Consider the following 26,245-nt stretch of genomic DNA (forward strand, 5'->3'; position numbering starts at 1 on the left):
CGCCATTGACCGCTAAAAAATAGACAGGTAACAATATCTCTGGGCTCAGCTCGCCAGTTCATCGGCGGGCAGCGTTGCATTGGGCACGATCCAGTCGCGCTGTGATTGCCACGAGCCCTAAAGGCCGCCTTGCGGGCTAACTTCACTCACCACAGAAATGACCCATGTCGATAAAACAACAACTCATCGACCGCCACGGACAGCCCGCTTATGGACTGTTTAATGACGGTGTACACGATATCAATTATCTCGACTTTGATTTGCGCTCTACCATGGATCGCCGCCTTGGCCGCTGGGCGAAAAAACTTAAGTTCAATCAATTTCAGTTTATTGGATTGCTCAGCCCACAATTGATCGTTGGCATTGCCATTGTTGACCTGAAAATTGCCAGCAATGCCTTTGTCTATTTATACGATCCGCAAACGGGCGAATTCGATGAATTCAGCTTTATTCAACCGCTGGCGCGCGGCACGCACATAGATACCCGCCCGAATGACGGCGAAGCGCGCTTCGAGCAAGGACAAAAGCGGTTTTTAATGCGGGCAACGCGCGTGCCTGGGGTACGCAAAGTACAAGTCGAACTGCCAGGGTTGCTATCTATTGACGCCACCATTGATGAGTCCACGGCCTATCAGCCGCTGTCCATTTGCACACGTGCGGGTTATCAGGGTTGGGTATTTACGCAAAAAAGCACTGCATTGGTGTGTAATGGCAATGTTCAATGGCGCGCCCGGCAAATTAACCTGCATGACATTGGTGCGCTGGCATCCGTCGACTGGACAGCAGGATTTATGCGCCGCGAGACGTTTTGGAACTGGGGCAGTTTGTCGTGTCGCTTAAGTGACGGCCGCCGCTTGGGCTTTAATCTGGCTGCAGGCGTTAATGAGACGGGCTTTACCGAAAATGCCATCTGGCTGGACGGCAAACGCATTAAAGTGGATATGGTGGATTTTCGTTTTGATCGCTACCAACAACGCCATGCGTGGGAGCTGCAATCCAGTGACGGCAAAATTCGTCTGCATTTTGAACCTGCCGGGAAGCGGCAAGAAAAAATGAACGCCATCATTGCTGCGTCGAATTTTACCCAACATTTTGGTCGTTTTTTCGGCGAGATTCGCCTCGACAGCGAAACACTGACGTTAAACGGCGAGTGGGGATTTACCGAGGATCACTACGCTCGATGGTAATTAAGCGCGCGGCTAGTTAGAACCGCTGTGCACTGCTCGCGAAAGCCTCTGTGGCTCACTCTGCTTGAGTGCAAAGTGAGCCACAGCAATGCAGTAACGATTAACTGCCGGCGGTGAGCTGGCGATCAATGGTCAGCTTAAAGATTTGCTCATCGCGATTGGCCACCGGCTCTAGTAGCCCCTGCCAGTCCCCTGGCTGAGCCGTTGGCTGGCCTGAGCGAGATACCCGCGCCACCAAGGTGACTTGCTTAAACTGGCTCAGACTCATGCCCGGCGCCATCGCCTGCGCATCGCTTAAGGTAATGACCTGAGGCAGCTGGGCAACGGTTAATTTCTGCACCGCCAATGGCATGGGTGAACCATTAAAAGCGCGCGCCAAAACAAACACGGTATCGCCTGGCTGGGCTTGCTGTTTGGCCTGCTCAGACAAGGACACCAACACTTTTAATTCCGCACGTTCCAGCCATGCCAGTGACACCTCGCCGCCCTGCTCACCCAGATGTTCAGCGGCGCGGCGAATGCCTTGCTCCAGCTGAGCCGCCTCTGGCCCGGCAGGCAGGCTTTGCCACAGGCCACGCCAGTGTTCGATGGCATCGCCATATTGCTGCAGTTCAAACGCCAAAATACCGGCCATGCCCAATGCTTGGCGGTGTTGTGGCGTAATCGCCAAGGCTTGTTGCAGTAACTCGTACACCGCTGGGTCTGCTTTTTGCTCAGCGGCAAAAAAGCGCGCTTGCGCCAGCATGGTCATGGCCTCGGCACGATCGGCTTGGGCTTCTTCTGGCAAACGTTCCAGCATCGCAGCAAAGGCCGTTGCGGCTTGCTCGTAGTTTTGCTCCGCCGATAAAATGCGCCCGCGCAGATAAGCCCATTCAATGTTGTCTGGGTTGCGCTGCTCAGCATTAGCCAAACGGGTCATCAGTTCTTTGCGCTCCAGCTCGCTTAAGCGGCTTTGACTGGCTAAGTCGAGCAGCTCGGTAGCGCGCAGTTCATTGCTCGCGCCCCAACGCTGATACAGCAATACGGTACTGGCCAAGGTCAGCACAATCAGAGCAATGGCCAGCGGTAAACGATCGCGGGTGGAATTTTTTTGCTCCCGCGGCTGCAGCTCGCTAGCCGAGGCAAGAAATTCGCGGTCTAATTCCAACTGCAGCTGTGCTTTTTCTTCCTCGCTCAGGTCGCTGCCAGCGACTTCGTCGGTGCGCTCCTGATATAAACGCAGATTTTCTTCGCTGTGGCTGATTTCCTGCTGCGATGAGCGATACCAGACGGGTTTGAGCAAAAACATGGCCAACGGAATGGCCAGCAATAACAACGCAAGCATCATGAGCGGTTTGCCTTCTTCAATTGCTCCAGTTGGGCTTTTTCAGCATCGGTCAGCGGTTTGGGCGCCGCATTTTGCCCACGGCGAATTAACACCAATAAACCAATACCAAATAACATCGCCAGCAGTGGACCAATCCACAATAGCAACGTGTCTAACCGAAATGGCGGGTTATAACGCACAAAGTCACCGTAGCGAGCGACTAGGTAATCGACAATTTGCTCGTCGCTCTGATCTTCTTGCAACAGCTCGTACACTTTGTCACGCAAATCAACCGCCACCGGCGCATTGGAATCGGCCAGGTTTTGGTTTTGGCATTTAGGGCAGCGCAAGTCTTCGGCTAACTGGCGAAAACGCTCGGCTTTTTCTGCATCGTCAAAGGGATATTTATGACCGTCAACCACGGCTAAGGCAGTCAGAGGTAACCACAATAACGCCAACCAACACAGTCGTTGCATCATCACTTCATCGCCTCAAATTGTGGCTGCAGCTTTTGCCACACCCGAGTATTTAAATCGCCAATGTGTTTGCCGCGAATAGTGCCCTGGCTGTCGACCAAAAACGTCTCTGGCGCGCCGTACACACCCAACTCCAGACCCAACTTGCCGTCTGGATCGCTGATGTTGAAGTCATACGGGTCGCCGTAGGCTTTCAGCCACTCGCGCGCCTTGGCGTCGTCATCTTTGTAATTGATGCCCACGATGGTGATGCCTTGCTTAGCCAGCTGATTTAAAAACGCATGCTCGGCTTTACAGGTCGGGCACCAGGTCGCCCACACGTTAACCAGCATCGGCTTGGCAGGCAAAGACGCCGCGCTGATCGCCTCACCACTGAGCAGCGCCTTGGCCTCAAAACTCGGGAAAGGTTGTCCGACCAACGGCGATGGCAGCGCGTCTTTGTCTTCCTTGCCCAGACCAATCCAAAACAACACCCCCATGGCCAAAGTCACGGCCAGCGGAATAAACAGCAACCAACGTGTCATGCTACGGCCTCATTGCTAAGCGCCACTTTGCGCGTCTGACGCGCGCGGTAGCGTTTGTCCATCACCGCCAAACCGCCGCCAATACACATAAAGATGGCGCCCAGCCATACCCAACGCATGTAAGGTTTGACTTGCAAACGCATGCCCCACGCACCGTCAGCCAAAGGTTCGCCCATGGAAATGTACACATCGCGCAGCAAGCTGACGTCGATGGCGGCTTCTGTCATTACCTGGCCACTGACGTTGTAACGACGTTTCTCTGCCGTCAGCACTTCCATCAATTTTTCATCGCGCCAAACGTTAAAACGCGTTGCATCTGAGGTGAAGTTGGGGCCTTCGATGTGACCAAATTCAGCGAACTCGAAGCGATAATTACCCAGCACGGCTGACTCGCCCGGGGCAATTTTCACCGAAGTTTCCAGGCTGTAATTGGACACCATGGTGACGCCAATAATGGATACCGCCACACCCAAGTGCGCGATGATCATGCCCATGTAGCTCATGCCCAGCGTGGGGATGCGCTTTAAGCGCCCGCGTGACTTTTTCCATAAATCTACCAAGGTGGCCGCCACCAGCCAGAAAGCCACGCCCAGCCCCATCACTACTTGCCAGTTCCATTCGCCGTTGGCAATAAAGGGCGCCGCCACTGCCAATACCAGCGCCGCTAAAAACGCCCAGCGCAATTCATTGCCCAAGCGGCTGAGGCCGTCCGATTTCCAACGCGACATAGAGCCCATGCCAATAATCAGCGCCAGCAATACGCTCAGCGGTACAAACATGGTGTTAAACCAAGCAGCGCCGACAGAGAGTTTGCCCAGCCCCATAAAATCGATCACCAGCGGATACAAGGTACCGAGCAAAATAGCGAACGCAGAGACCAACAGCACTAAGTTATTCATCAACAAAAAGCTTTCACGCGACACCCATTCGTAGCGTCCAACGGATGCCACCGTCGGCGCTTTTATCGCGTACAGCAGCAGCGAGCCGCACACACAAATGCCTAGCAGCGCCAGAATAAATACGCCACGCTCTGGGTCTGAGGCAAACGCATGCACCGACGTCAGCACCCCAGAGCGCACTAAGAAAGTGCCAAGCAAACTCAGCGAGAAGGCAAAGATGGCCAGCAATACGGTCCAGCTCTTAAACAAGCCGCGTTTTTCCGTCACCGCCAGCGAGTGCATGAGCGCGGTCGCTACCAACCACGGCATCAGCGAGGCGTTTTCAACCGGGTCCCAGAACCACCAGCCGCCCCAGCCCAGCTCGTAATAGGCCCACCAGCTACCCAAAGCGATGCCCATGGTGAGGAAAATCCAAGCGGCGGTAGTCCAAGGGCGCGACCAGCGCGCCCAAGCAGCGTCCAGACGCCCGCCCATTAAGGCTGCTAGGGCAAAAGCAAACACCACCGACAAGCCGACATACCCCATGTACAGGGTCGGCGGATGAACAATCAGACCAAAATCTTGCAGCAACGGGTTGAGATCCGCGCCGTCCATCGGCGCCGTTGGCAGATGGCGCTCAAACGGATTGGAGGTTTGCACGGTGAACAAAATAAAACCCACCGACACCATGCCCATGATGGACAGCACCCGTGCCACCATATCCAGCGGCAGTGAGCGGCTGAACCAAGCCACCGCCAGCCCCCACCAACCGAGCATGGTCACCCACAGCAACAGCGAGCCTTCATGTGCGCCCCACACAGCGCTGACTTTATACGGGGTCGGCAGCTGCGAGTTGCTGTTGGCCGCCACATAAGCCACCGAAAAATCATCGACCACAAAGGCGTAAGTGAGCGCTAACAACGACGCCATTAAGAACACGGCCTGACCAGTGGCCAGTGGGCGCGCGTAGGCCATTAACCATTCGCGTCGCGCTTGCACACCGACTAGAGGAATAACGGTTTGCAGACCTGCCAATACCAACGCCACAATGAGCGCCATTTGGCCAAACTCGGGCACCATCAATGCAAACTCAGTATTCATAGTCGTTTCCTGCTGCCTTCAGGTTGCCTTTGCCGTCTTGGTGGGCCTTTTCCAGCGCTTCTTGAACTTCCGGTGGCATGTAGTTTTCATCGTGCTTGGCCAGCACTTCCGATGCTTGCAACACCCCCTTCTCGTTCAACTGACCGAGGGCCACAATGCCCTGCCCTTCACGAAACAAGTCCGGCAGGATGCCATCGTAATAAATTGGCACACTGGCCGCGCCATCGGTCACTTTAAAGGTCACGCCCAGCCCTTCGGTGTCGCGCACCACACTGCCATCGACCACCAATCCACCGGCGCGAATGGTGCGCCCAACGGGCACCTCTCCAGCAGCGATTTGCGTCGGAGTTTGAAACAGATTGATGTTCTGTGTCAGGGAATACGCCATCAAGCCAACGCCTGTGCTAACCCCTACCAGCAAAAACAGAATTAAGGTAAGACGCTTTTTACGTTGAGGGTGCATGCTTCTTCTCCCGACGCAGACGCTGAGTGTGTTGTTTGATCAACTGTCGCCGGCGCAACCAGGGTTGCAGTACATTAAACGCGACAATCAGTGCCGTAAGACCGTAAGACAACCAGACATAAAATCCGTGCTTGCCCATGGCCAGAAACTCGCTAAAACTGCTGAATTCCATCAGTTCTCCAGAAGTTGCTTAACCCAACTGCGTTTGCGTTCGTGCCAGAGGATTTCGTTGCGCGTGCGCAAAATCACCAGCAAAGCGAAAAACACATAGGTGGTGGCTATCATAATCAACAGCGGTATCAGCATGTCCGGATGCATGCTGGGCTTTTCGGTCAGCTTCAACGTGGCGGGCTGGTGCAAGGTGTTCCACCACTCGACGGAATATTTAATGATGGGAATATTCACCACACCGACCAAGGCCAAAATGGCGCTGGCTTTGTGACCGGCCTCCTCCGTTTCCATTGCCTGTTGCAACGCCATCACACCGAAGAACAAAAACAGCAGCAGCAACATGGAAGTCAGACGCGCGTCCCACACCCACCAGGTGCCCCAAGTCGGTTGCCCCCAAATAGCACCGGTCAGCAATGCGATTAAACAGAAACTGGCGCCAATCGGAGCAATAACCCGCGCGACCCAGGCGGCCATTTTCATCCGCCAAATCAAAAACACCGCGCCCGCGACCGCCATCATCAAATAGGCGCTTTGACTGATCAGCGCGGCGGGCACGTGGATATAAATAATGCGAAAACTGTTGCCCTGTTGGTAATCCGCAGGGGCATAAGCCAAGCCCCACACCAAGCCCACGGCTGCACCAATGGCAGAGAAAGCCACCAACCATGGAATCCAGCGGTTAGTGATGTCGTAAAACCATTTGGGTGAGCCCAGTCGATGGTAAAGGGTTTTGATCCACTGCCACATACAGGTTACCGCGATAAATTAAGTTTCAAGGCCGCTGCCGAGGCAAACGGAGTCAAACACATGGCCAGCGCCAGCAAGGCACCCAAAAAGCCAATCTGACCGTTGTATTGCATGCCGATGCCGGCGTGATACACCGCGCTGGCTGCAAAAATGAGCACCGGCACATACAGCGGCAATATTAACAGACTCAATAATAAGCCGCCGCTGCGAACACCCGCGGTGAGCGCCGCACCCACGGCACCCAACAAGCTCAGAACCGGAGTACCTACTGCTAGGCTGAGTACCAGCGCCCAATAGGCCTCATTCGGCAGCGACAACATCATGCCCAGTACTGGCGACATCAGCGTTAGCGGCAAACCACTGATGCACCAATGCACCAGCGCCTTCACCAACGCCAAGGCGTACAAGGACTCGCCAGAAGCCAACCATTGTTCCAGGGTGCCATCTTCGACGTCGGCTTTGTACAGGGCATCCAATGATAATAAGGTGGCCAGCAGCGCCGCTACCCAAATGACGCCTCCGGAGATTTTGCTCAAAAACTTGGGGTCAGGGTCCACCGCCAGTGGAAACATCGCCGCCACCATCAGAAAGAACATCAGCGGATTGGCCCATTCACCGGGATTGCGCGCTGCCAGCAGCAAATCGCGCTTCAGCGTGGCCACCACCAAGCTCATGCACACACCTCTGGTGCCCATTGGTCCAGATCAATGACCCGAAGGCCCGGCACCGCATGCAAGGCATGATGACTGGTAATGATGACCATGCCGCCAGCGCTGACATGTTCGCAGATGCGCTGCTCTAACCAAGCCACCCCTTGCTTATCCAGCGCGGTAAAAGGTTCATCCAGAATCCACAAGGGCGTTGGCACCACCAGCAAGCGCGCCAAGCTGACACGCCGCTGCTGACCTGCGGACAATTGCTGGCACGGCGTATCTTCATAGCCCGCCAGTTCCACCGCTTCCAGTGCATCGATCAAATCGGCATCCGCCAACTGCCACTGCGCCGTCAGCCAACGCAAGTTCTCCAGCGCGGTAAGACTTTTTTTCACCGCCGCTAGGTGACCCATGTACAAGCGCTGCTGGGCGTAGTCGCTGTAAACTTCAGACAGCTCGTGTCCAGCAAACCGCACCTCGCCATCAAAGTCGTGGTTGAGCCCCGCCAGAATGCGCAATAAGGTGGTTTTTCCTGCGCCATTGGGCCCAGCCAGTTGCACCATGGCACCCGTGGTTACCGTCAGATCGAAGTTTTGAAACAACATTCGATCGTCGCGTTCACAACATAAGCCGGTGGCGTGCAGCTCAAACGGCGCTTGACTGGGCATTGAACAACCTTTGTGCGACAGACATTACTGCCAGAGTGAATAAAGCCGGCGCATTATATACAAAAAGGAACTTCTGCGGATTTTGGCGGCGAATTATCATGGGTAAAGTTGAGTAAACCTTGGCCGACATCAATTGTATGCGAATCCCACACGTTCCTCTTATCAGTCAAAGCACTCTGCAGCAAGCAGGTCTCAGCACGCAACTGACTGACGACGCGTTTGCCGCAGAGGTGATTCGTGTGCAATTGGACAGCAGCAAAAACATTGAACGCTACCAAGTAACGGTGAGTGCTCAAGGCAAACAGCTGCAGCTGGATATGGATCAACCATTGCCCGAAGGCAGCAAAGTCATTCTCCTACCGAGCAAAACGCAGCCACCAACGGTGCAACTGCTGGCCGTTCAGCCACCGGGCACTGGGCCAGTCGCCGACTCCGAGCAGCCACTGACGCAGTTACTCAGCCAGTGGTTGGCCAGTCGGCTGCCACTCACCAGCGGCAGTGGCGATGTCAGCAGCAAAGCAATCCTGCAAGCCATCGAAACGTTGGCGCAAGACAAGAGCACACCCAGCGCAGTGCAGCAGCTGCTGCAACAGTTTTTGCAGCAACGTCCTATGTTGCAGGCCGCCTCGACCAACCTGTTGCAGACTCCACTACATTCGACCGCCCCACAGACCAATTCAACCAGCTCACTGCCGACAGCAGCACCGACAGCGACACCAACAACGACTCAAGGTGAAACAGCAGCCACTCGTTCTTCCTCGGTTGGCGCCAACGGCGTGCGCCAGGCCGTGGCAGAGTCCGGGCTGTTTTACGAGCAGCGTCTGCTTTCTTTGCTTACACCACGCACAGACGGAAAACTCAGCAGCCAGTTTGCTCAGTTATGGCAAGCCACCGCTGCGCACAACAGCGCTACTCCCGGTTTAGCCGCCAACACTTCAGCGACGGCCGCTAGCTTGAACTCTGTTGGAGTGAACGCACCCAGTGGCGGGCCTGTTGTAGGCGCCACTGTCGGCGATACAGGCGCTCAAACATCAGGCATCAGTCTCTCCCCTGCTGCTACCTCCAAGTCTGTACCCATGAGCCCCAGAGCCGCAGCGGACGGACCAAAAGGGCTGTCCGAACACGTTGTGAACGCCAAAGCAGCGTCAACACTGGCGGGCATGCAAACCGGCTCAACCATCACACCTCCGGTCAACACAGCTCTTCTCAACAGCGCCAGTTCCGGTCAGCAGTTCGCAGCGACCGATACCGACCCAAACGCCGCTCCCGGCAGTGCTTCTCGTATAAAACAACTCGCCAGCGAATGGTTATCTGCAACGCGCGCGGGTTTGCAAGGCGAGCCGACACACGCCAGCAAACAGACGTCACAGGCCAGCGCGACGCGCACGGGGGCCTCCTCAGCCCTTATGCAGCTGGCCAGCAAGTTGAATCAGCAAGCACAAGCGGCGCTCAGTAAGGTTCAGGGCAGCGACGCCGAGGAGCCCGCCAGCCCGACGCTAAGCCAAGCGTTACTGACGCCATCGCATCTGCTAAGCGGTGATCTGAAAGCATCATTGTCGCGCGCGCTGCAACTGTGGCTGCAGGTGATCCAACAAGGCGGCTCTCCCGAACAAAAGCCGCAGCCTGCACCGCTGCCGATTTCTTATAACAATGACGGTGAGCGCCCTGAGGCCTTTCGCTTGTTGCAAAGCACGCTGGCACGCATTGAAACGGAACAGTTTCAGAGCTTGCGCCAAGACCCGGACAATTGGCAGCTGTCGCTGCCTTTATTTATGCGCCAAGGCGAGCAGCTGCGCCATCTCGATATGGAACTTGAGCCACCCATTACTGCGACAGGCGGCAAACGAAAGCGCGGCTGGCGCGTGGTGTTGCACTTTGACCTGCAACATTTGGGTCCGCTGGATATTGAGATTGAGCTGAATGAAAATCAGGTGGCGGCCACATTTTGGTCACAACAAGCCGACACCCTGCGTAGCTTGCAGCAACAGCTGCCACCACTGCGCAGCCAGCTGACTTCACTCGGTGTGGAAATCGAGGTACTGACCGCGCGCCATGGTCAGATGCCTGCCGGAGAGCACAATCGCATTCAAACACGACTGGTAGATCTGCATACCTGACAGCGAGGACAGCATGAGCAAGATACAGGATACGATCCCGACCTCGTTACTCGATGCCAACCAAGCCGTGGCCGTGACCTACAAGGCCGACAGCGGAAAAGCGCCGTACGTCAGCGCCCAAGGCGATGATGAGTTGGCTCAGGCCATTATCCAGCTGGCGCTGCTGCACGAAGTCCCAATCTATGAGAACGCCAGTCTGGTGCGCTGGCTCAGCCAATTGGAATTGCACGAGGAGATTCCGGAGACCTTGTACCAGGTGATGGCAGAAATCCTCGCCTTCGTTTACGCACTAGAAGGAAGGTCTCCGACGGGCCAGAGCAGCAATGAAGGCACTCGCCCAGATTGAGGTTTGTGCATGAGCCGCTGTGGTTGGCCACAGCCACCTCGGCAGTGATCGCTCAGGTATATGCAGCTAGACGACTAATAACCGGTCGCTAATGACGGGATAGAAGCGCTAGCCGTCTATGACCTAGCTGGCTAGGCCTTAGCCGTGGTTTGGCTTTCGACCAAGGTCAGCAACCAGCTGATGTGCTGAAAGATCACGTCATGTGGAATGAGTTCAACCCCAGCCAACAAATCGCCAAATGCCTGGTAGCGATAAGTGTCCACCAACCCATGAACGGACGACACAAAAAACAGCGCCAGCCGCTTTTGCTGCACCTGCGCCTGGCGGGTAAATCCTGGAATCGCATCCTGCAGCAACGACAAAATATGCCGCTGCCATTCATCCACCTGACACTGTACCTGAGCCTGCAATTGCTGATCCGCCAACTGAGATTCGGTGGCACTCAGCTGCGGCGGCTGGAACATCAGTTGATAGTACCCAGGGTAACGCTGGGCAAACTCGATCCATTGGCCGGTAAAGGCATACAAGGCTTGCGTCGGGGTTTTGGCTTCGGCCATTTGCTGTTGAATGGCGCGGAACATCAAATCGTAGCCACGCCGGCGTGTGTGCAGAAACAGCGCTTCTTTGTTGGGGAAGTAGTTGTAAATGTTGCTGGCCGTCATGCCCAGCTGCGCCGCTAATTTACGCATCGACAAATGATGAAACCCGACATCGGCCATCACCCTTGAAGCGCTGTCCATGATGCGCTCGCACTGGGCATTGATTTCATCCTGCGTAAATGGCTTCTTCGGCATAGCCGCCCCCCTTAAACGGTTGTTTGTGACTGCTAACAGCTATAAACAACGGCCATCATGGCCAAGACTTGAACCTTTTCCGGTTTTCTACGCCCAGATTGTCAAGTCTTGAGTTATAAAACGACTGTTTCTTTGCAAAATCAAGACACTCTCGCGGCTCTCGCACTTTTTCTGGACTCATTGTCAAAAATCCGTCACCAAAACCGCTCTACGCCTTGACACATGGCAACACCGCTTCTCTACAAAGCTCGTAACCTGCACCCAATACTACTAGACGGCAGCCTGACACCATGCAAGAGACTCTGGACTGGGATCCGCTACTGATCCAACGCTATAACCGCCCCGGCCCGCGCTACACATCCTACCCAACGGCAGTTGAGTTTTTAGCGTGTGAGGACGATCAGCATGAGCTTCAGGCCTTCGCGCAACGCGACCCGCAAAAGCCTCTGTCTCTGTACATTCATATCCCCTTTTGCGCCCATGTTTGTTACTACTGCGGCTGCAACAAAATCGTCACCAAACGACGTGAGCAAGCTGAACCCTACCTGGAGTTGTTAAAACAAGAAGTGCTGCGCAAACGAGCACTGCTCAAGCAGGCGCGAGTTGAACAGTTGCATTTTGGCGGCGGCACACCGACGTTTTTATCCGATGAGCAACTGGTCGATTTGATCGAGTTTTTACAGCAAACCTTCGATTTCAGCGACGCCAGCAGCGCCGACTATTCGATCGAGATCGATCCGCGCGAGCTGCGCCCCAATACCCTAACGCTGCTGCGCCAACATGGCTTTAACCGCATCAGTTTCGGCGTGCAAGACTTGAACGAACAAGTGCAGCAAGCGGTTAACCGCATCCAGCCAGAAAGCATGATTCGCTCGGTGATGGCGGAGGCCAGAGAGCTGGGCTTTCGCTCCATCAATCTGGATTTGATCTACGGCCTGCCGCATCAAACACTGGAAAGTTTTGCCGAAACCCTCAGCACCATCATCGAGCTGCGCCCGGATCGGTTATCAATTTTTAATTACGCTCATTTGCCAGAGCGTTTTAAACCTCAGCGCCGAATTCAAACCGACGACCTGCCAGAGGCCGATGAAAAGCTCGCCATTCTCGGGCATTGCATCAAGGCGCTGACAGCAGCGGGCTATCACTATGTCGGCATGGACCACTTCGCCCTGCCCGACGACGAGCTGGCCATGGCTCAAGCCCAAGGCCAGCTGCATCGCAATTTTCAAGGCTACACCACCCATGGCGACTGCGATCTGATTGGCTTTGGCGTGTCGTCCATTAGTCAGATCGGTGACTATTACCTGCAGAACCAGGTGACCGTCGACCGCTATGAGCACACTTTACAAGCTGGCCAGCTGCCAACCATGAAGTATCGCCACACCAGTAACGAGGATCATATCCGGCGCTATATCATCGCTGAGTTATTGTGCCATTTGAGCGTCGCCTTCGATGACATTGACCAGCACTACGGTGGAAACAGCCGCGAGTTGCTGGCCGAGGATATCGAACGTCTGCAGCCGATGGTGAAAGACGATCTGGTGCAATGCGATGGCAATGGCGTTACCATCACGGCACGCGGGCGGTTATTGGTACGCAATGCCTGCATGGCCTTCGACCGGTATTTGCACCAACATGAGCAGCAGCGATTCTCAAAAGCCATCTAAATGGCACACAGCCAAACGCTGGGGCAGCTGGTTAATGCTGCCAATCGTGTTTGTGCTGCTCAGCAGCTGGATGACGCGCTCTATGTTGGACAGCGGCGTCCGCCTAGCGCCGCTGTCTGTGCAGACATTAAGCAAACAGTCGCTGCAACTTCAATGGCAACACCCCACCACCTTGGTGTATGCCTTTGCTCCTTGGTGTGGTGTGTGCCGAGTGAGTATGCCCAGCCTCAACTTACTGCAGAACGAAAACGTGCGCATCGTCGCCATTGGCTTCGACTTTGACAGCACGGATCAGGTGCAACAATTCGTGACCGACATCGGCTACGACGGCGAAGTGTATTTAGGTGATGCCAAGCTTTTTCAGCAGCTGCAACTCAGTGGCTACCCGAGTTATTACGTGGTCAGTCGCGATGGCGCCATACGCCACAAAGATCGTGGTCTAAGCACGCCTCCTGGGCTTTGGTTACGCACTCACAGCGCGCCCGGTTGACCCTGCCAGAAGCCCCAATCCGTGCCGTTATGCATTAAGAAAATACGTTTCTCGAACGGCTTTTCAAACGATTCCTGACTGCGACGCAACGTTCTCGCCTGCAGAAATACTGGGTCGGTTACCCAGTCCTGCAAGTCTTCGACATACCACTGAATGTAAGCCTCAGCGTAGTAATAATCGCCAATCAGGTAAGCAGGCGACAGCTCCATGATGTTCTTCAGCCGACCACGGCCATAATAAAACCCTTCAACGGTTTGCGACTCCGCCGTTTCATTGGGGTAATCGTAGCGCCAACCAACACGCACTTGACGGCGCGTTCCTGAGGCACTTTCCACCGTCACCATTTCCATGGTGTCTTCACGAACCAGCAGATCATGGTCATGCAAAGCCGCCAGCAATTGTGCGTCTTTGGATCGGCTGGCTCGGTCGACGTCGTACGGCAGCGGAAACGGCAGCCACAACAGCGGCTCGTTACGCAGCGCTTGATCAATCAGCTTGGCTGCTAGCTGTTCAGACAGTTCCGGCTGTGCCCACGCGGGTACAGGGATGGCAAACATTAGTAATAAAAGTGTAACAATTGTTGGTTTCATCTTTGCTGACCGTCCCTTAGGATACGCATTTAGACGAATGTCGGACTTGTCACCCAACTGTCATATGCCGGCATTAGTGTCACGACAAACATAACGATAGGTTTCACCATGCAGCAAGCAACTGCCAATCAGAGCCTTGCCGGCAGCGAATCACCCCTGGTGGCGCGTATTACACAAGATGCCGACGAGATTCACCAGGCTCTGCAGTTACGCTACAAAGTCTTCGTCGAAGGCATGGGCGCAAAAGTTCCTACCGCCACTCAAGGCATCGACCAGGACGATTATGATCCGCATTGCCTGCACCTGATTGTAAAGGATGTACACCAGGATCAAGTGGTCGGCTACAGCCGCATTCTCACCAATGACAGTGCTGCCGCTGCTGGCGGATTTTACTCAGCCAGCGAGTTTGATTTGTCGCAAATAGTCCAGCCTAGTAAGCGCTACATGGAAATCGGCCGCACCTGCGTTGACCCAGATTACCGCAGCGGCGCGGTGATTGGCCTGCTGTGGTCTGGCATCGCTCAATTTATGGCAGCGCACGACATCGACTATTTGATGGGCTGCGCCAGCATTTCTCTGGCCGATGGCATTTCCAAAGCCATTGCCATTGTTGACCACTTGCGTGACAAACATTTTACCGACCCGTCGATGCGCGCAGAACCACGAGTGCATTTGCCACGCACGGAGGTCGACTTGGATGGGCGCAAGCTCATTCCACCGCTGCTAAAGGCTTACTTACGTATTGGTGTGAAGGCTTGCGGCGAGCCCTTTCACGACAAAGACTTCAACGTTGCTGATGTGCTGATCTTGCTGGGCAAAGACGATATTAACCAGCGCTACCTGCGGCACTTTGCACGCGCCGACGATTGAGCCATTGCTGCTCTGCGCGCAGCGGGGTATAACGCCCCGCTTCGACCTTGGCTCGGCACTTTTTAATGATCAAACGGATACAACACTGGTTTAACTCACCGTCTGGCTTGCGACGTATTTTAAACCTGTATGGCCCTTATTTGGGTGCTGGCGTGCGCGTACGCTACTTGGCACGCGACTATCGCGAGGCGCAGATAGAAATGAAACTGCGCTGGTACAACCGCAATTACGTGGGCACCCATTTTGGTGGCAGTTTGTTCAGCATGGTGGACCCGTTTTACATGCTGTTGCTGATGAACACCCTAGGCAGGCAGTACATTGTATGGGACGCCAGCGCTGCCATCGATTTCGTAAAACCCGGCCGCGGCACCGTCAAAGCGCACTTTGTCGTCACCGATGCCATGCTGGAAGATATCCGCCAGCATACGGCCAACGGCGATAAGTACCTGCCGACTTACACCGTCAATGTCCTGGATGACAACAACGAACTGATCGCCAAAGTCAGCAAGACCCTTTATATCCGCCGCAAAGCCTGATGCACGTCAGGCTGATCACCGGCATCTCTGCTAGGCTTAGCAAACACATCACAGCGAGGTGAATATGAGCAGTGTGACCATCAGTCAGGCCAGCGAACTGATCTGGGAGTTGTTGGAAGCGTTAGAGGATGCCTATTGGGAGGCCTCTACTTGCGAAGACAAAGACAGCACGTTCAACATACTGCGTGTCCTTAATGCAGAGTACATGGAGCTGCTCAAGGTCAGCGTGCAAGACCATCACTACGAATACGAAGTGATTTCGACCAGCCAAGACGCGATGAATCAAGCACTGGCCGAATACCAGCAGTTCACCACCAATCACCCACAGCGCTTGCGCACCCGGCAGCGTTTGCGCAGCTTGCTCAATCAGTTCAGCTCGATGATTTCTCCGCAATAAGCGCGGTGTTGTCAGCGCCGCCTGATCATCGCGGTTGTAACCAACAGGGTATTTCACGCTACAATCGCGACATCTTTTAGCTTTATGGACCTGCTATGCGAACAGTTGCCAGTCTGACACTGTGCTTGGGCTTGTTAAGCGGATGTGAGCAACCACCAGCCCAGAAACAAACCGCGTCCGAGTCGCCGCGCCCGGTCACTGAGCATTTGCCTGACTTTACTCAGTTCCAGAATACCGACGACAAAAAGCAGGCGTTTTTTGATTTTTTGATGCCGCTGATTGAACAGGTCAATGACGACGTATTGAGCATCCGTACTGAGCTGGAAGCCATGACTCCGCCGCTCACTGAAGCGCAGCAAACTCGCCTGCAGCAGCTGGTACGGCGTTATCGCATCCAAGAGGAAACGCAGACAGAGCAAATCCAGCGACTGCTGACACGAGTATTACCAATACCGCCGTCTCTGGTGTTGGCCCAAGCAGCGAACGAGTCGGCCTGGGGCACCTCGCGTTTTGCCACCGAAGGCAATAATTTGTTTGGCCAATGGTGCTTCAAACGAGGCTGCGGCTTGGTGCCGCTGGATCGCCCTGAAGGCGATCGCCATGAAGTCGCCGTATTCGATACACCACTGGATTCCGTGCGCAGCTACGTGCGTAATCTCAATACCCATCCGGAATATCAGCAATTGCGACAAATCCGCCGCCAGCAATGGCAAACGCAAGGCTATGCAGATGGCAAAGCGCTGGCTTCAGGCCTGCTGGGGTACTCTGAGCGACGCGAAGAATACGTCGAAGAGATACGCAGCATGATTCGCTACAACCAGCTCAGCCAGTACGACCAGCCCGACGCCAGTGCGTCGTTACCGCAAGGATAATCGTGACTAACGACCGCCGCTTTCAGCAACGATACAGCGCCGCCCCCCTGAAACTTACTCTGCGTCGCCAATACTGGTTCGGCGTCAAAGGTCGCGAGTATCCCGCCATTGGCCACAATTTCAGCCGCAGCGGCATCGCCATCTTCAGTTCACAACGCTTTAAGTCTGGTGCGAAAGTGTTGGTGAGCCTGGAAAGCCACGACCACCGCTTGGCCGCCATTCCCGCCGATATTCTAAGATGCGAGCCCACTGGCAGAGACTATCTGTGTGGCCTGCACTTTCGTTTTGACCACCTACCCGATCACGCTCGTATCGCCGTCGACACCGTACTGCAACGCTTGCAATCTAGTCTGATGGCTGCGGCCTGAGCCCTTGTCTGGAGGACACTGTGACGGACCTTTCTTCACGCCAGAAGGTTCTGGTAATTAACTGTGGCAGCTCATCGATCAAATGTGCGCTGTACGCCAACCCAGAGGCAACCACCCCACAACTGACGGCCTTGGCAGAGCGCCTAGGCAGCACCGACGCGCAGCTGACTCTCGGCGAGCACACTGCCGCCATTCCTGCCCCCACGACCACGCCACGGCACTGCGCTCACTACTGCAGCAGCTCGGCGATGAGTTGGCGCAACTGGCCGGTATCGGCCACCGAGTCGTTCACGGCGGCGAGCGGTTCAGCGCCAGCACCCGTCTGACGGCGGATGTGCTGGAGCAATTGCAGCAAATCAGCGATCTGGCGCCACTGCACAACCCCGTCAACTTGTTGGGCATTGAAACACTGGCCGAGCTGTTGCCTGAGTTGCCGCAAGTAGCAGTGTTCGACACCGCGTTTCATCAGTCACTGCCGCAACAAGCCTACTTGTACGCTGTCCCCTACGATTGGTACCAACAGGACGGCGTACGCCGGTACGGTTTCCACGGCACCAGCTATCGCTACGTCAGCCAGGCCGCAGCACAGCGACTGAACAAACCTTTGGCGCAATGCAATCTGCTGATTGCCCACCTGGGCAACGGCTGCAGCGCTTGTGCCATTGCCGATGGTCGGTCGGTCGATACCTCCATGGGGTTAACGCCGCTGGAAGGGCTAGTGATGGGATCACGCAGCGGCGACATTGATGCGGGAGTATTCGAGCACTTGGCGCGTACTCGTCAGTACGACAGCGCAGAGGTGGTGCACGCTCTGAACAAACACAGCGGTTTGCAAGGCCTGTCGGGCGGCTTAAGCAACGACATGCGCACCTTGCTGCAAGCCGAGCAACAAGGCGACAGCGCAGCCAAGCGCGCAATCGAGGTATTTTGCTTTCGCGCCGCTCGCCAGCTAGCTGCACTGCAAACGTCGCTGCCCAGCCTCGATGCCTTGGTCTTTACCGGCGGCATTGGCGAGCACGCAGCGGTTATTCGCCAGCGCATTTGCACAGCTTGGCGCAGTATGAACTGGCAACTGGATGACGCCCTGAACCAACAACACGGCGACGACCATGGCCGTATCAGCCAACCCAACAGCCCCATGGTGATGGTCATTGCGACGGACGAAGAACGCATGATTGCCGCCGACACCTACGAGTGCATTCGTCATGATTAATTTGTTCATTGCCCCCACCAGTATGGAAACGGGGTTGACCACCATTAGCCTGGGGCTGATTCGCGCGCTTGATGCACAGGGGTTAAAGGTGGGTTTCGTCAAACCCATCGCTCCGAACTACGGCGATAGCGAACGCTCTACCCATCTGGTACGCGCCGTATTAGAGCTAAAAACGCCAGACCCAATGCACCTCGGTGGTATTCAACAACGCGTCAGTCAGGGCAAGCTCGATCACGTGCTGGAAGATGTGGTCGAGCTGCATGCGCAGGTGGCCAACGACTGTGATGTGGTATTGATCGAAGGCTTGGTGCCCGACCGCAGTGAACCTTATACCGCCAAACTCAATGCTGAAATGGCCAAAGCACTGAATGCCGACGTGCTGCTGGTGGCCGATGGTCAGGCGCGCACCGCAGAGCGTATCCAATCGGACTTGCGTCTGCACATTGGGCTTTTCGGTAGCCAACGTTTGAATCTGATGGGCTGCCTGATCAACAAGGTTGGCGGACCAGCCAGTGAACCTGGATTACCCAGCGATGAAGTGGCGCATGAGCGCTTTATTAACGGCCAATGCACCACCGAGCAAGCCTGGAACCTGAAGCTCGATGGCTGCCCCGTGCTCGGGGTTATGCCATGGAAAGCAGAGCTCATTAGCCCAAGAACACTGGACGTTGCCCGCGCGCTCAACGCTGAGGTGCTGCACCCAGGTGAGTTAGACAAACGCCGGGTCCTGCGCATCGGTTTGTGTGCCCGCACCTTGACCAATATGCTGGAAACGCTGCGGCCAGGGACGTTGGTGGTCACCCCCGGCGATCGTGAGGACATCATCTTGGCAGCCGCGATGGCAGCCAATAACGGCACACCGCTGGCGGGCCTGCTGTTAACCGGCGGCTTTACGCCCTCGCAAAATCTGATTCATTTGTGCCGCAGTGCGCTAAATACCGGCGTGCCGGTATTGCTGACCAAGCGCGACACCTTTTCTACCGCGCGTGTGCTCTCCAGTATGAGCACCCATGTACCGGTGGACGACGTCGCACGCGTGCATGAAATCATGTCGGCGGTGGCCGAACATGTGGATGCCGAAACACTGCAGCAACGCTTGGGCGCTCCGCATACATCGCGCATGTCGCCAGCGGCGTTTCGTCATCAAATCGTTAGCCGCGCACGTTCGGCGCATAAGCGCATTGTACTGCCCGAAGGCGATGAGCCACGCACGATTCAGGCCGCCGTGGCCTGCCAGCGACGTGGCATTGCCCAGTGTGTATTGCTTGGCAGCCGAGCGCGCATTCGCCAGGTCGCTGAAGCGCAAGAAATTGTGCTGCCGGACGATCTGCAGATTCTCGACCCAGAAGAAACCCGTGCACGCTATGTCGCGCCCATGATGGAACGTCGCAAGCACAAGCAGCTCACCGAAGATCAGGCACTGGCACAGCTGGAAGACAACGTCGTCCTCGGCACCATGATGCTGGCCGAGGACGATGTCGATGGATTGGTGAGCGGTGCCGTGCACACCACCGCCAATACCATTCGCCCAGCGCTGCAACTGATCAAAACCGCCACCGACGCCAAACTGGTGTCATCAGTGTTCTTTATGGGGCTGCCGGATCAGGTATTGGTGTACGGTGACTGCGCGGTCAACCCAGATCCAAACAGCGAGGAGCTGGCAGACATCGCCATTCAAAGTGCCGAATCCGCCGCTGCCATGGGCATTCCGCCACGCATCGCCATGATCAGCTACAGCACCGGCGCTTCTGGCTCGGGCTCGGATGTCGAAAAAGTGCGTGCCGCCACCGACTTGGTACGCCAGCGTCGGCCCGACTTAATCGTTGATGGACCGTTGCAATACGACGCCGCCACCACCGCCAGTGTGGCCAAAAGCAAAGCGCCGGACAGCGCTGTAGCTGGTCAGGCCACTGTGTTAGTCTTCCCCGATCTGAACACAGGCAACACCACTTACAAAGCCGTTCAACGCAGCGCCAATGTGATCAGTATCGGTCCGATGCTGCAAGGACTGGCCAAACCGGTGAACGATTTGTCACGTGGCGCCCTGGTTGAGGACATTATCTACACCATCGCACTTACCGCGATACAGGCCCAACAACACAAATAAGGAATGGTCTTATCATGGCATTGCTCACCGGTGTCATCGCCAGCATTTTGCTGGCGTTGAACACGCTTTTTTGCAGTGTAATTCTGTTTAGCCTCACGCTGATAAAATTGTTACTTCCCTTTCCGAGCGCACGCAAAGCGTTAAATCCGATACTGGTCACGGTGGCCAGCGGTTGGATTTATGGCAACTCGGCGTGGATGCATTTAACCCAGCGTATGGACTGGCAAGTCAATATGCCAGACAGCTTAAGCCGTGACGGCTGGTATTTTGTGATTTGCAATCATCAGTCTTGGGTCGATATTTTAATTCTGCAGCACACGCTAAATGGCCGCGTGCCCTTTTTAAAATTCTTCCTAAAGCAAGAGTTAATCAAAGTACCCATCATGGGCGCTGCTTGGTGGGCGTTGGATTTTCCATTTATGAAGCGTTACAGCAAAGCGTATCTGGAAAAACACCCAGAAAAGCGTGGGCAAGACGTCGAGACGACCCGCAAAGCGTGTGAAAAATTCCGCGACATGCCTACCAGTGTGATGAATTTTCTCGAAGGCACACGCATGTCAGCAGCGAAATATCAGCGCCAGCAGCCGCCATTTCAACATTTATTAAAACCCAAAGCTGGCGGCATGGCGTTTGCCATGAACGCCATGGGCGATCAATTTAAATCGGTAGTCGATGTGACCATTCATTATCCCGACGGAGCCCCCACCTTTTGGGAGTTTCTGCAAGGCAAAATGACCCGTTGCGTGGTCCACATTGACGAGAAAGACATTCCCGCCGCGCTGCGCAGCGGCGATTATGAAAACGATGACGATTATCGCCAGCAGTTCCAGCACTGGGTGCAATCCTTATGGCAAGACAAGGATCAACTGCTCACCGAGCTGGCCGCCAAACACACTTGATTGCGCCCCTGGCGCTTGGCTTGATAAAGCGCCTGATCCGCCTGACGTAACAGCGCTGCGGCGCTGTCACTGCCATCCACTTGCCGGCTGGCCACGCCGACACTGACGCTTAACCAAGCACGCTTTGATGCCGGATGGCAGATATCCAACGCCAGTACTAACTGGCGCACACGCTCGGCCAGCGCGTGTGCGGCTTCAGCCGGTGTGTCGGCCAACAGCAGCACAAATTCTTCACCGCCATAACGAGCGCAGACATCGCCACTGCGCTGGCACACACTGTGCAGCTGCGCTGCGACTTGCCGCAATGCAGCATCGCCGGACGGGTGCCCGAGCGTATCGTTAAAGGCTTTAAAGTCGTCTACATCGATCATCAATAGCGACAGCCACTGACCGTAGCGGCGAGCACGCTGCCACTCTTCTTGCAATCGCAGCTCAAACTGGCGTCGATTCGCAATGCCCGTCAGGCCGTCGGTGATCGACAGCTGATGCAGCTGCTCCACCAGATGCTGCTGGCGCTGCGCTTCCAGTTCCAGAGCACGATTCTGCACAAATTCAAGGCGCGACACTCGCTCCATCGCCAACGCCAAATACGTCCCCAAAATAATCAGCAATAACCAAAACAGAATAAACAGCGGTCGCAGTGACAGCAGCGCCGCTTCAACCGCATTGCTCGCTTGTTCGTCCAGCCACCACGCCGTGAATATATAGACGCCTAACATCGCCAACGAACAGGTTAAAAAACTGCGCACACTGTTGCGCAGCAACACCATGGCAAACACCTGCACCGGAATGATGCCAATGTGATAAGCAAAACGAATCGACCCCTCAAGCTGTGTGGTAAAGGCCACGATTGAGCAGCCCACCAAGGCGATGCCGATGGCAGTCATGGGGATTAGCCGCGCGGATTGCTGCTGACGTAAATGCAACGCCAGCAGCAATAAAGCCAGCGTTAACATGGCCCGCACGGCGATCATCCACATGCTCTGATCACCGCCAAACACCCAATCAGCCCAAGCGAACGACAAGTACAGCACCATCCCAATCAGCATCATGGCGAAGTCGACTTCCAAAAAACGCTGCTGCCGGTGCTGCAGATAGGCCTGCTCCCAAGGTGTCGGGAAAGGTAAAAATGGGCGGCGTCGGTGGCGCAACGTCTGTAACTGGTTGATCTGCTGTTCGACTGACCGTAAGGTATTCGTGCCCGATGAGGTCGCTGGTGCTAACAAAATTGTCCCTCAGTGCGAGTGATCACCGGCGCGCCTGACATCTGGCACCGGCTGTGTTCTTATCAGTTGTTCATTGAATAGATTATCCCCGAGGATTCCATGAAGGTATATGACGACATCAGTCAGTCGATTGGCAACACTCCTTTGGTGCGCATTCGCCACCTGACTGACCATCCCCATGTTTACGCCAAGCTGGAAAATCGCAATCCAGCGCACTCGGTGAAATGCCGCATCGGCGCCAATATGATTTGGCAGGCTGAGCAAGACGGTCTGTTAAAACCGGGCATGGAAATCGTCGAGCCAACCAGCGGCAATACCGGCATCGCGCTGGCCTTCGTCGGCGCCGCCCGTGGCTACAAGGTCACCCTAACCATGCCAGAAACCATGAGCATTGAACGTCGCAAAGTGATGAAGGCACTGGGCGCAAACCTGGTACTGACGGAAGGTCCAAAAGGTATGAAAGGTGCGGTCGAAAAAGCCGAGCAACTGCTGGCTGAAGCACCGGAGCAGCGCATCATGCTGCAACAGTTCAGCAACCCTGCCAACCCTGCTATTCACGAAAAAACCACTGGCCCCGAAATCTGGCAGGACACCGATGGCAAAGTGGATATTTTTGTCGCCGGTGTCGGCACCGGTGGCACGGTGAGCGGTGTATCTCGCTATTTAAAACAGCACAAAGCCATTACCGCGGTAGCGGTCGAGCCAACAGACTCGGCGATTATTAGCCAACGTTTGCGCGGTGAAGACATCACTCCGGCACCGCACAAAATTCAGGGTATCGGCGCCAACTTTATTCCTGACAACCTCGACCTGGACATTCTTGACCGGGTAGAAAACGTCAGCAACGACGACGCCATGGCCATGGCCCATGAACTGATGTCAAAAGAAGGCATTTTGGCTGGCATTTCTTGCGGTGCCGCCATGCACGCAACGCTGCGCATTGCCGCCGAACCGGACAACAAAGACAAAGTGATTGTGGTGGTGCTGCCAGATTCCGGTGAACGCTACCTCACATCGCCGTTGTTTGCAGGTATGTTCGACAACGACTGACGTGTTCACTACGCCCGTCACTCTGCTCGATGGCTTGCTGGAATATTATCCAGCGGCTATCGAGCAAGCCGACTTATGGCAACATCAGCTGCGCGAAACAGTGCCGTGGCAACAAGACACCATCACGATTTACGGTCGCCAGCAGCGCATACCGCGACTGCAGTCCTGGCATGGCGATGACGACGCGCTGTACCAATACTCAGGCACCTACTTAATTCCCAAACCCTGGACTACGGAACTGTTGGCATTAAAAGCGATGCTGCCGCCATTCGGTTTGAGCCGTTGCAACAGCGTCTTGTGCAATTTGTATCGCAGCGGACAAGACAGCATGGGCTGGCACAGTGATGATGAGCCCGAGCTGGATACCCAGTCACCCATTGTGTCCATCAGCCTCGGCTGTGAGCGCGACTTTGCCGTGCGCCGGCGCGGGGAAACACGCATGCACAGCAAGCTGCGATTACAACACGGCAGTGTGCTGGTGATGCAACCGGCGTTCCAGCAGTATTGGCAGCACAGTTTACCCAAGCGGGCTACCGTGCACGGCGAGCGCATTAACCTCACCTTTCGGGCCGTTTGCAATCGCGTAGTCAGTGCCTAAACACTTGGCTGTGCGGGCAATCACTATTTATTGGCCGATAAGTGCTTCAACACGAAACATGATGACGGGCGTAGTTTCGTAATCTTTATCACGCTCCCACACCAGTTCTTGCGCAATTTCACCAAACACCCAGTCCTGATACAAACTCTGGCGATAGCGCACGCGACTGCTGTAGTTGTAAAACGTGGTTTGCTGATTGGTGTCACCGCTGGCACCAAAAGTGTAAGCCAACGCCGAATGACGGCTGAGCTGATGAAATAATCCCGCGCTGTAATTCAAATCCAAATAATCGTTGTTGAGCAAATACTCGGCTTTGGCTTCAATACGAAACAGTTTTTCGACATTCAGCGGATGATCCAAGCGAATTTGCGTCTCCTCTCCCCAGCCATCCAAGGTGCGATAATAAAATTGCTGCGTTAGGCGCATTTCCCATTCGGATAAATACACAAACCGGCGCGCACGAAAACGCACAAACGGGTCTGGCGGAATGCCCCAGCGCACACCGGTATCAATGTTGGTTTTCCAGGCTGAAGTTTCATCCAGAATAAAGCGCAGAGCAGCGGTGTATTCAGGGTTTTCGAGGGATTCAATGGGGTCGGATTCACGCTGATCGTCGTCTTCATCTGACTCCAACAGCAAATTTAAGCGCTCATTGGTATTCGGAAAGACCAGCTTGACGCTCAGGCCAAAACGATAGTCCACCGGGTCGCCCAGCTCACGGCGGGTAAACCAAGACAAGCGCGCGCGACTGCCACGAATGTCGTCTTCGGTAACGGTATCACTGAAAAATGTATCAACAAAAAAACCGTCAATATTGCCCGACAATGAATCCAGGTAATTGGCTAACCAATCGCGTGAGCGCGATACCATGCCAGGCGTGACCGGCGTTTGCAGTTGTGACTCATCCAACGCCGTGGTGGCCGGTATTTCAGGTTCGGGCGGGTTGTAAAAATACGGCCGTGGCAGGCCAGCCACGGCGGTGGTAGACAACAAACACAAACCAATAACGCAACAATATTTCATACTGGGTCGTGGTGTATCAGCACTTCAGCGCGCGGAAACGCGGAGCGAATGCGGCGCTCTACTTCATCACCAATCGCATGAGCATGATTGAGGGTTTGCTGGCCATCGAGATCCAAGTGCAACTGAATAAACTGCACGCTGCCCGCTTGGCGGGTGCGTAATTCATGAAAACCATGCACACCGTCCACGGCCAAAATCAACTGCCCCAAGCGCTGTTCATCCTCTTCTGCCAATGCCTTATCCATTAATACCGCCAACGCCGAACGAACAATGCCATACACGCTGTACAACAGCAGCAATACCACCACTAACGCCACCACAGGGTCGAGCCAGTAATGGCCATAGGCTGTCGCCACCAATGCCACGATAACGGCCAAGTTAGCGAGTAAGTCGCTCATGTAGTGGGCCGAATCGGAACGCACCGCCAGCGACTGTGTTTGGCGCACGACCCAGCGCTGATACGCCACCAAGGCGCCTGTCAGCAGCATCGAAAATGCCATCACCGCGACACTGAAAGTCAATGCCTGCAGCGGCTGTGGATTTAATAACCGATCCACCACCTGCAACAACAACAAACACGCGGAGCCAAAAATAAACGCCGACTGCAACAGGGCAGCCAGCCCTTCCGCCTTAGTGTGACCAAACGGATGATCATGATCGGCAGGCACTAAGGCATAGCGCACAGCTATAAAATTAATGCCAGAGGCGACGATGTCCATCATCGAATCGAGCAGCGACGATAATACACTGACGGCATCACTGAACCACCAGGCCAACAGCTTGCTCAACAGCAGCGTCAGCGCCACCAACAGCGATGCTGTCGCGGCGCGTTTGACCAAGCGCGCATGTCGTTCCACGTCGGCTCCTTTCACTGACCAGTTGGCATTATGCTGAAATAGCCACGGTAT

Annotated in this window: 30 protein-coding genes; 16 read left to right on the forward strand and 14 right to left on the reverse strand. The window is 55.2% G+C overall.

Translation table 11 applies throughout. The annotated features are described in order from the left end of the window. The first annotated feature begins 164 nt into the window (after positions 1-164). Positions 165-1,187, forward strand: coding sequence for a DUF2804 domain-containing protein (locus CHH28_RS16815; protein WP_094061408.1), 1,023 nt, complete (start codon positions 165-167; stop codon positions 1,185-1,187). Positions 1,188-1,287: 100 nt separating this feature from the next. On the opposite strand, the gene ccmI is transcribed toward CHH28_RS16815, so the two are convergent. The 9 genes from ccmI to ccmA are packed head-to-tail and all read right to left on the reverse strand — an operon-like array spanning position 1,288 to position 8,174. Then, positions 1,288-2,514, reverse strand: a complete 1,227-nt coding sequence (ccmI, locus tag CHH28_RS16820) for a c-type cytochrome biogenesis protein CcmI (RefSeq protein WP_094061409.1) — start codon at positions 2,512-2,514, stop codon at positions 1,288-1,290. Next, positions 2,511-2,972, reverse strand: coding sequence for a cytochrome c-type biogenesis protein (locus CHH28_RS16825; RefSeq protein WP_233243643.1), 462 nt, complete (start codon positions 2,970-2,972; stop codon positions 2,511-2,513). Before CHH28_RS16825 ends, ccmI begins: the two co-directional genes overlap by 4 nt. Further along, positions 2,972-3,493: a DsbE family thiol:disulfide interchange protein gene (locus CHH28_RS16830; RefSeq protein WP_094061410.1), complete on the reverse strand. Its 522-nt coding sequence runs from the start codon at positions 3,491-3,493 to the stop codon at positions 2,972-2,974. The genes CHH28_RS16825 and CHH28_RS16830 overlap by 1 nt, the downstream gene beginning before the upstream one ends. Beyond that, entirely contained in the window at positions 3,490-5,451 is a 1,962-nt protein-coding gene (locus tag CHH28_RS16835; RefSeq protein ID WP_094062124.1) for a heme lyase CcmF/NrfE family subunit, read from the reverse strand. The genes CHH28_RS16830 and CHH28_RS16835 overlap by 4 nt, the downstream gene beginning before the upstream one ends. A gap of 10 nt (positions 5,452-5,461) precedes the next feature. Continuing rightward, entirely contained in the window at positions 5,462-5,935 is a 474-nt protein-coding gene (gene ccmE / locus CHH28_RS16840; protein WP_094061411.1) for a cytochrome c maturation protein CcmE, read from the reverse strand. Further along, a complete protein-coding gene (ccmD, locus tag CHH28_RS16845; RefSeq protein ID WP_094061412.1) occupies positions 5,919-6,107 on the reverse strand; it encodes a heme exporter protein CcmD in 189 nt (62 codons plus the stop codon). Before ccmD ends, ccmE begins: the two co-directional genes overlap by 17 nt. Next, a complete protein-coding gene (locus CHH28_RS16850) occupies positions 6,107-6,853 on the reverse strand; it encodes a heme ABC transporter permease (protein WP_094061413.1) in 747 nt (248 codons plus the stop codon). The genes ccmD and CHH28_RS16850 overlap by 1 nt, the downstream gene beginning before the upstream one ends. Before the next feature lie 5 nt (positions 6,854-6,858). Next, positions 6,859-7,527, reverse strand: coding sequence for a heme exporter protein CcmB (gene ccmB / locus CHH28_RS16855; RefSeq protein ID WP_094061414.1), 669 nt, complete (start codon positions 7,525-7,527; stop codon positions 6,859-6,861). Continuing rightward, a complete protein-coding gene (ccmA, locus tag CHH28_RS16860) occupies positions 7,524-8,174 on the reverse strand; it encodes a cytochrome c biogenesis heme-transporting ATPase CcmA (protein WP_094061415.1) in 651 nt (216 codons plus the stop codon). Before ccmA ends, ccmB begins: the two co-directional genes overlap by 4 nt. A 137-nt stretch (positions 8,175-8,311) precedes the next feature. Between ccmA and CHH28_RS16865 the strand changes: the two genes are divergently transcribed. Together CHH28_RS16865 and CHH28_RS16870 are read left to right on the forward strand one after the other, a co-directional pair. Further along, on the forward strand, positions 8,312-10,291 hold the full coding sequence (locus CHH28_RS16865; protein WP_157729971.1) for a flagellar hook-length control protein FliK: 1,980 nt from the start codon (positions 8,312-8,314) through the stop codon (positions 10,289-10,291). 13 nt (positions 10,292-10,304) lie between these two features. Next, the gene (locus tag CHH28_RS16870; RefSeq protein WP_094061417.1) at positions 10,305-10,637 is read left to right on the forward strand and encodes an EscU/YscU/HrcU family type III secretion system export apparatus switch protein; all 333 of its coding nucleotides are present in this window, start codon (positions 10,305-10,307) and stop codon (positions 10,635-10,637) included. A 131-nt stretch (positions 10,638-10,768) separates the two neighbouring features. Here the strand turns inward: CHH28_RS16870 and CHH28_RS16875 are convergent, their stop codons facing one another. Continuing rightward, the gene (locus tag CHH28_RS16875; RefSeq protein ID WP_094061418.1) at positions 10,769-11,431 is read right to left on the reverse strand and encodes a TetR/AcrR family transcriptional regulator; all 663 of its coding nucleotides are present in this window, start codon (positions 11,429-11,431) and stop codon (positions 10,769-10,771) included. 290 nt (positions 11,432-11,721) lie between these two features. On the opposite strand from CHH28_RS16875, the gene hemN reads away from it, so the two are divergent. Both hemN and CHH28_RS16885 read left to right on the forward strand, forming a co-directional pair. Further along, entirely contained in the window at positions 11,722-13,098 is a 1,377-nt protein-coding gene (gene hemN, locus CHH28_RS16880; RefSeq protein WP_094061419.1) for an oxygen-independent coproporphyrinogen III oxidase, read from the forward strand. 34 nt (positions 13,099-13,132) lie between these two features. Next, positions 13,133-13,588 carry a TlpA family protein disulfide reductase gene (locus CHH28_RS16885; protein WP_157729972.1) on the forward strand — a complete coding sequence of 152 codons (456 nt, stop codon included), beginning with the start codon at positions 13,133-13,135 and terminating at the stop codon, positions 13,586-13,588. Here CHH28_RS16885 and CHH28_RS16890 read toward each other — a convergent pair. After that, complete coding sequence (locus CHH28_RS16890) at positions 13,570-14,178, reverse strand: hypothetical protein (RefSeq protein ID WP_157729973.1); 609 nt, start codon at positions 14,176-14,178, stop codon at positions 13,570-13,572. The two genes, CHH28_RS16885 and CHH28_RS16890, sit on opposite strands and share 19 nt — an antisense overlap. A gap of 108 nt (positions 14,179-14,286) precedes the next feature. Here CHH28_RS16890 and CHH28_RS16895 point away from each other — a divergent pair, with 108 nt between their 5' ends. The 9 genes from CHH28_RS16895 to CHH28_RS16930 all read left to right on the forward strand — a co-directional run bounded on the left by CHH28_RS16895 (position 14,287) and on the right by CHH28_RS16930 (position 21,440). Continuing rightward, the gene (locus CHH28_RS16895) at positions 14,287-15,048 is read left to right on the forward strand and encodes a GNAT family N-acetyltransferase (RefSeq protein WP_094061421.1); all 762 of its coding nucleotides are present in this window, start codon (positions 14,287-14,289) and stop codon (positions 15,046-15,048) included. Positions 15,049-15,113: 65 nt separating this feature from the next. Further along, entirely contained in the window at positions 15,114-15,584 is a 471-nt protein-coding gene (locus CHH28_RS16900; protein WP_094061422.1) for a DUF4442 domain-containing protein, read from the forward strand. 64 nt (positions 15,585-15,648) lie between these two features. After that, positions 15,649-15,981: a hypothetical protein gene (locus tag CHH28_RS16905; protein ID WP_094061423.1), complete on the forward strand. Its 333-nt coding sequence runs from the start codon at positions 15,649-15,651 to the stop codon at positions 15,979-15,981. 95 nt (positions 15,982-16,076) lie between these two features. Beyond that, positions 16,077-16,853, forward strand: coding sequence for a glucosaminidase domain-containing protein (locus CHH28_RS16910; RefSeq protein WP_094061424.1), 777 nt, complete (start codon positions 16,077-16,079; stop codon positions 16,851-16,853). Between the two features lie 2 nt (positions 16,854-16,855). After that, the gene (locus CHH28_RS16915; RefSeq protein ID WP_157729974.1) at positions 16,856-17,221 is read left to right on the forward strand and encodes a PilZ domain-containing protein; all 366 of its coding nucleotides are present in this window, start codon (positions 16,856-16,858) and stop codon (positions 17,219-17,221) included. Between the two features lie 20 nt (positions 17,222-17,241). After that, positions 17,242-17,547: a hypothetical protein gene (locus CHH28_RS20420; protein ID WP_269843668.1), complete on the forward strand. Its 306-nt coding sequence runs from the start codon at positions 17,242-17,244 to the stop codon at positions 17,545-17,547. Continuing rightward, a complete protein-coding gene (locus CHH28_RS16920; protein WP_269843669.1) occupies positions 17,475-18,434 on the forward strand; it encodes an acetate/propionate family kinase in 960 nt (319 codons plus the stop codon). Before CHH28_RS20420 ends, CHH28_RS16920 begins: the two co-directional genes overlap by 73 nt. Then, complete coding sequence (gene pta, locus CHH28_RS16925; RefSeq protein ID WP_094061426.1) at positions 18,427-20,541, forward strand: phosphate acetyltransferase; 2,115 nt, start codon at positions 18,427-18,429, stop codon at positions 20,539-20,541. Before CHH28_RS16920 ends, pta begins: the two co-directional genes overlap by 8 nt. Before the next feature lie 14 nt (positions 20,542-20,555). Beyond that, positions 20,556-21,440 (forward strand): acyltransferase, encoded by an 885-nt coding sequence (locus tag CHH28_RS16930; RefSeq protein ID WP_094061427.1) that lies wholly within the window; start codon positions 20,556-20,558, stop codon positions 21,438-21,440. Here CHH28_RS16930 and CHH28_RS16935 read toward each other — a convergent pair. Continuing rightward, the gene (locus CHH28_RS16935; protein ID WP_094061428.1) at positions 21,404-22,666 is read right to left on the reverse strand and encodes a GGDEF domain-containing protein; all 1,263 of its coding nucleotides are present in this window, start codon (positions 22,664-22,666) and stop codon (positions 21,404-21,406) included. The two genes, CHH28_RS16930 and CHH28_RS16935, sit on opposite strands and share 37 nt — an antisense overlap. 99 nt (positions 22,667-22,765) lie before the next feature. Between CHH28_RS16935 and cysK the strand changes: the two genes are divergently transcribed. Further along, positions 22,766-23,716 carry a cysteine synthase A gene (gene cysK / locus CHH28_RS16940; RefSeq protein WP_094061429.1) on the forward strand — a complete coding sequence of 317 codons (951 nt, stop codon included), beginning with the start codon at positions 22,766-22,768 and terminating at the stop codon, positions 23,714-23,716. Between the two features lies 1 nt (position 23,717). After that, on the forward strand, positions 23,718-24,314 hold the full coding sequence (locus CHH28_RS16945; protein ID WP_233243644.1) for an alpha-ketoglutarate-dependent dioxygenase AlkB family protein: 597 nt from the start codon (positions 23,718-23,720) through the stop codon (positions 24,312-24,314). Between the two features lie 27 nt (positions 24,315-24,341). On the opposite strand, the gene CHH28_RS16950 is transcribed toward CHH28_RS16945, so the two are convergent. Continuing rightward, positions 24,342-25,337 carry a hypothetical protein gene (locus CHH28_RS16950; RefSeq protein WP_094061431.1) on the reverse strand — a complete coding sequence of 332 codons (996 nt, stop codon included), beginning with the start codon at positions 25,335-25,337 and terminating at the stop codon, positions 24,342-24,344. Further along, positions 25,334-26,194 (reverse strand): cation diffusion facilitator family transporter, encoded by an 861-nt coding sequence (locus tag CHH28_RS16955; protein WP_199243933.1) that lies wholly within the window; start codon positions 26,192-26,194, stop codon positions 25,334-25,336. The genes CHH28_RS16950 and CHH28_RS16955 overlap by 4 nt, the downstream gene beginning before the upstream one ends. Positions 26,195-26,245 lie beyond the last annotated feature (51 nt).

The sequence above is a fragment of the Bacterioplanes sanyensis genome (assembly GCF_002237535.1).
Classification (GTDB): domain Bacteria; phylum Pseudomonadota; class Gammaproteobacteria; order Pseudomonadales; family Oceanobacteraceae; genus Bacterioplanes; species Bacterioplanes sanyensis_A.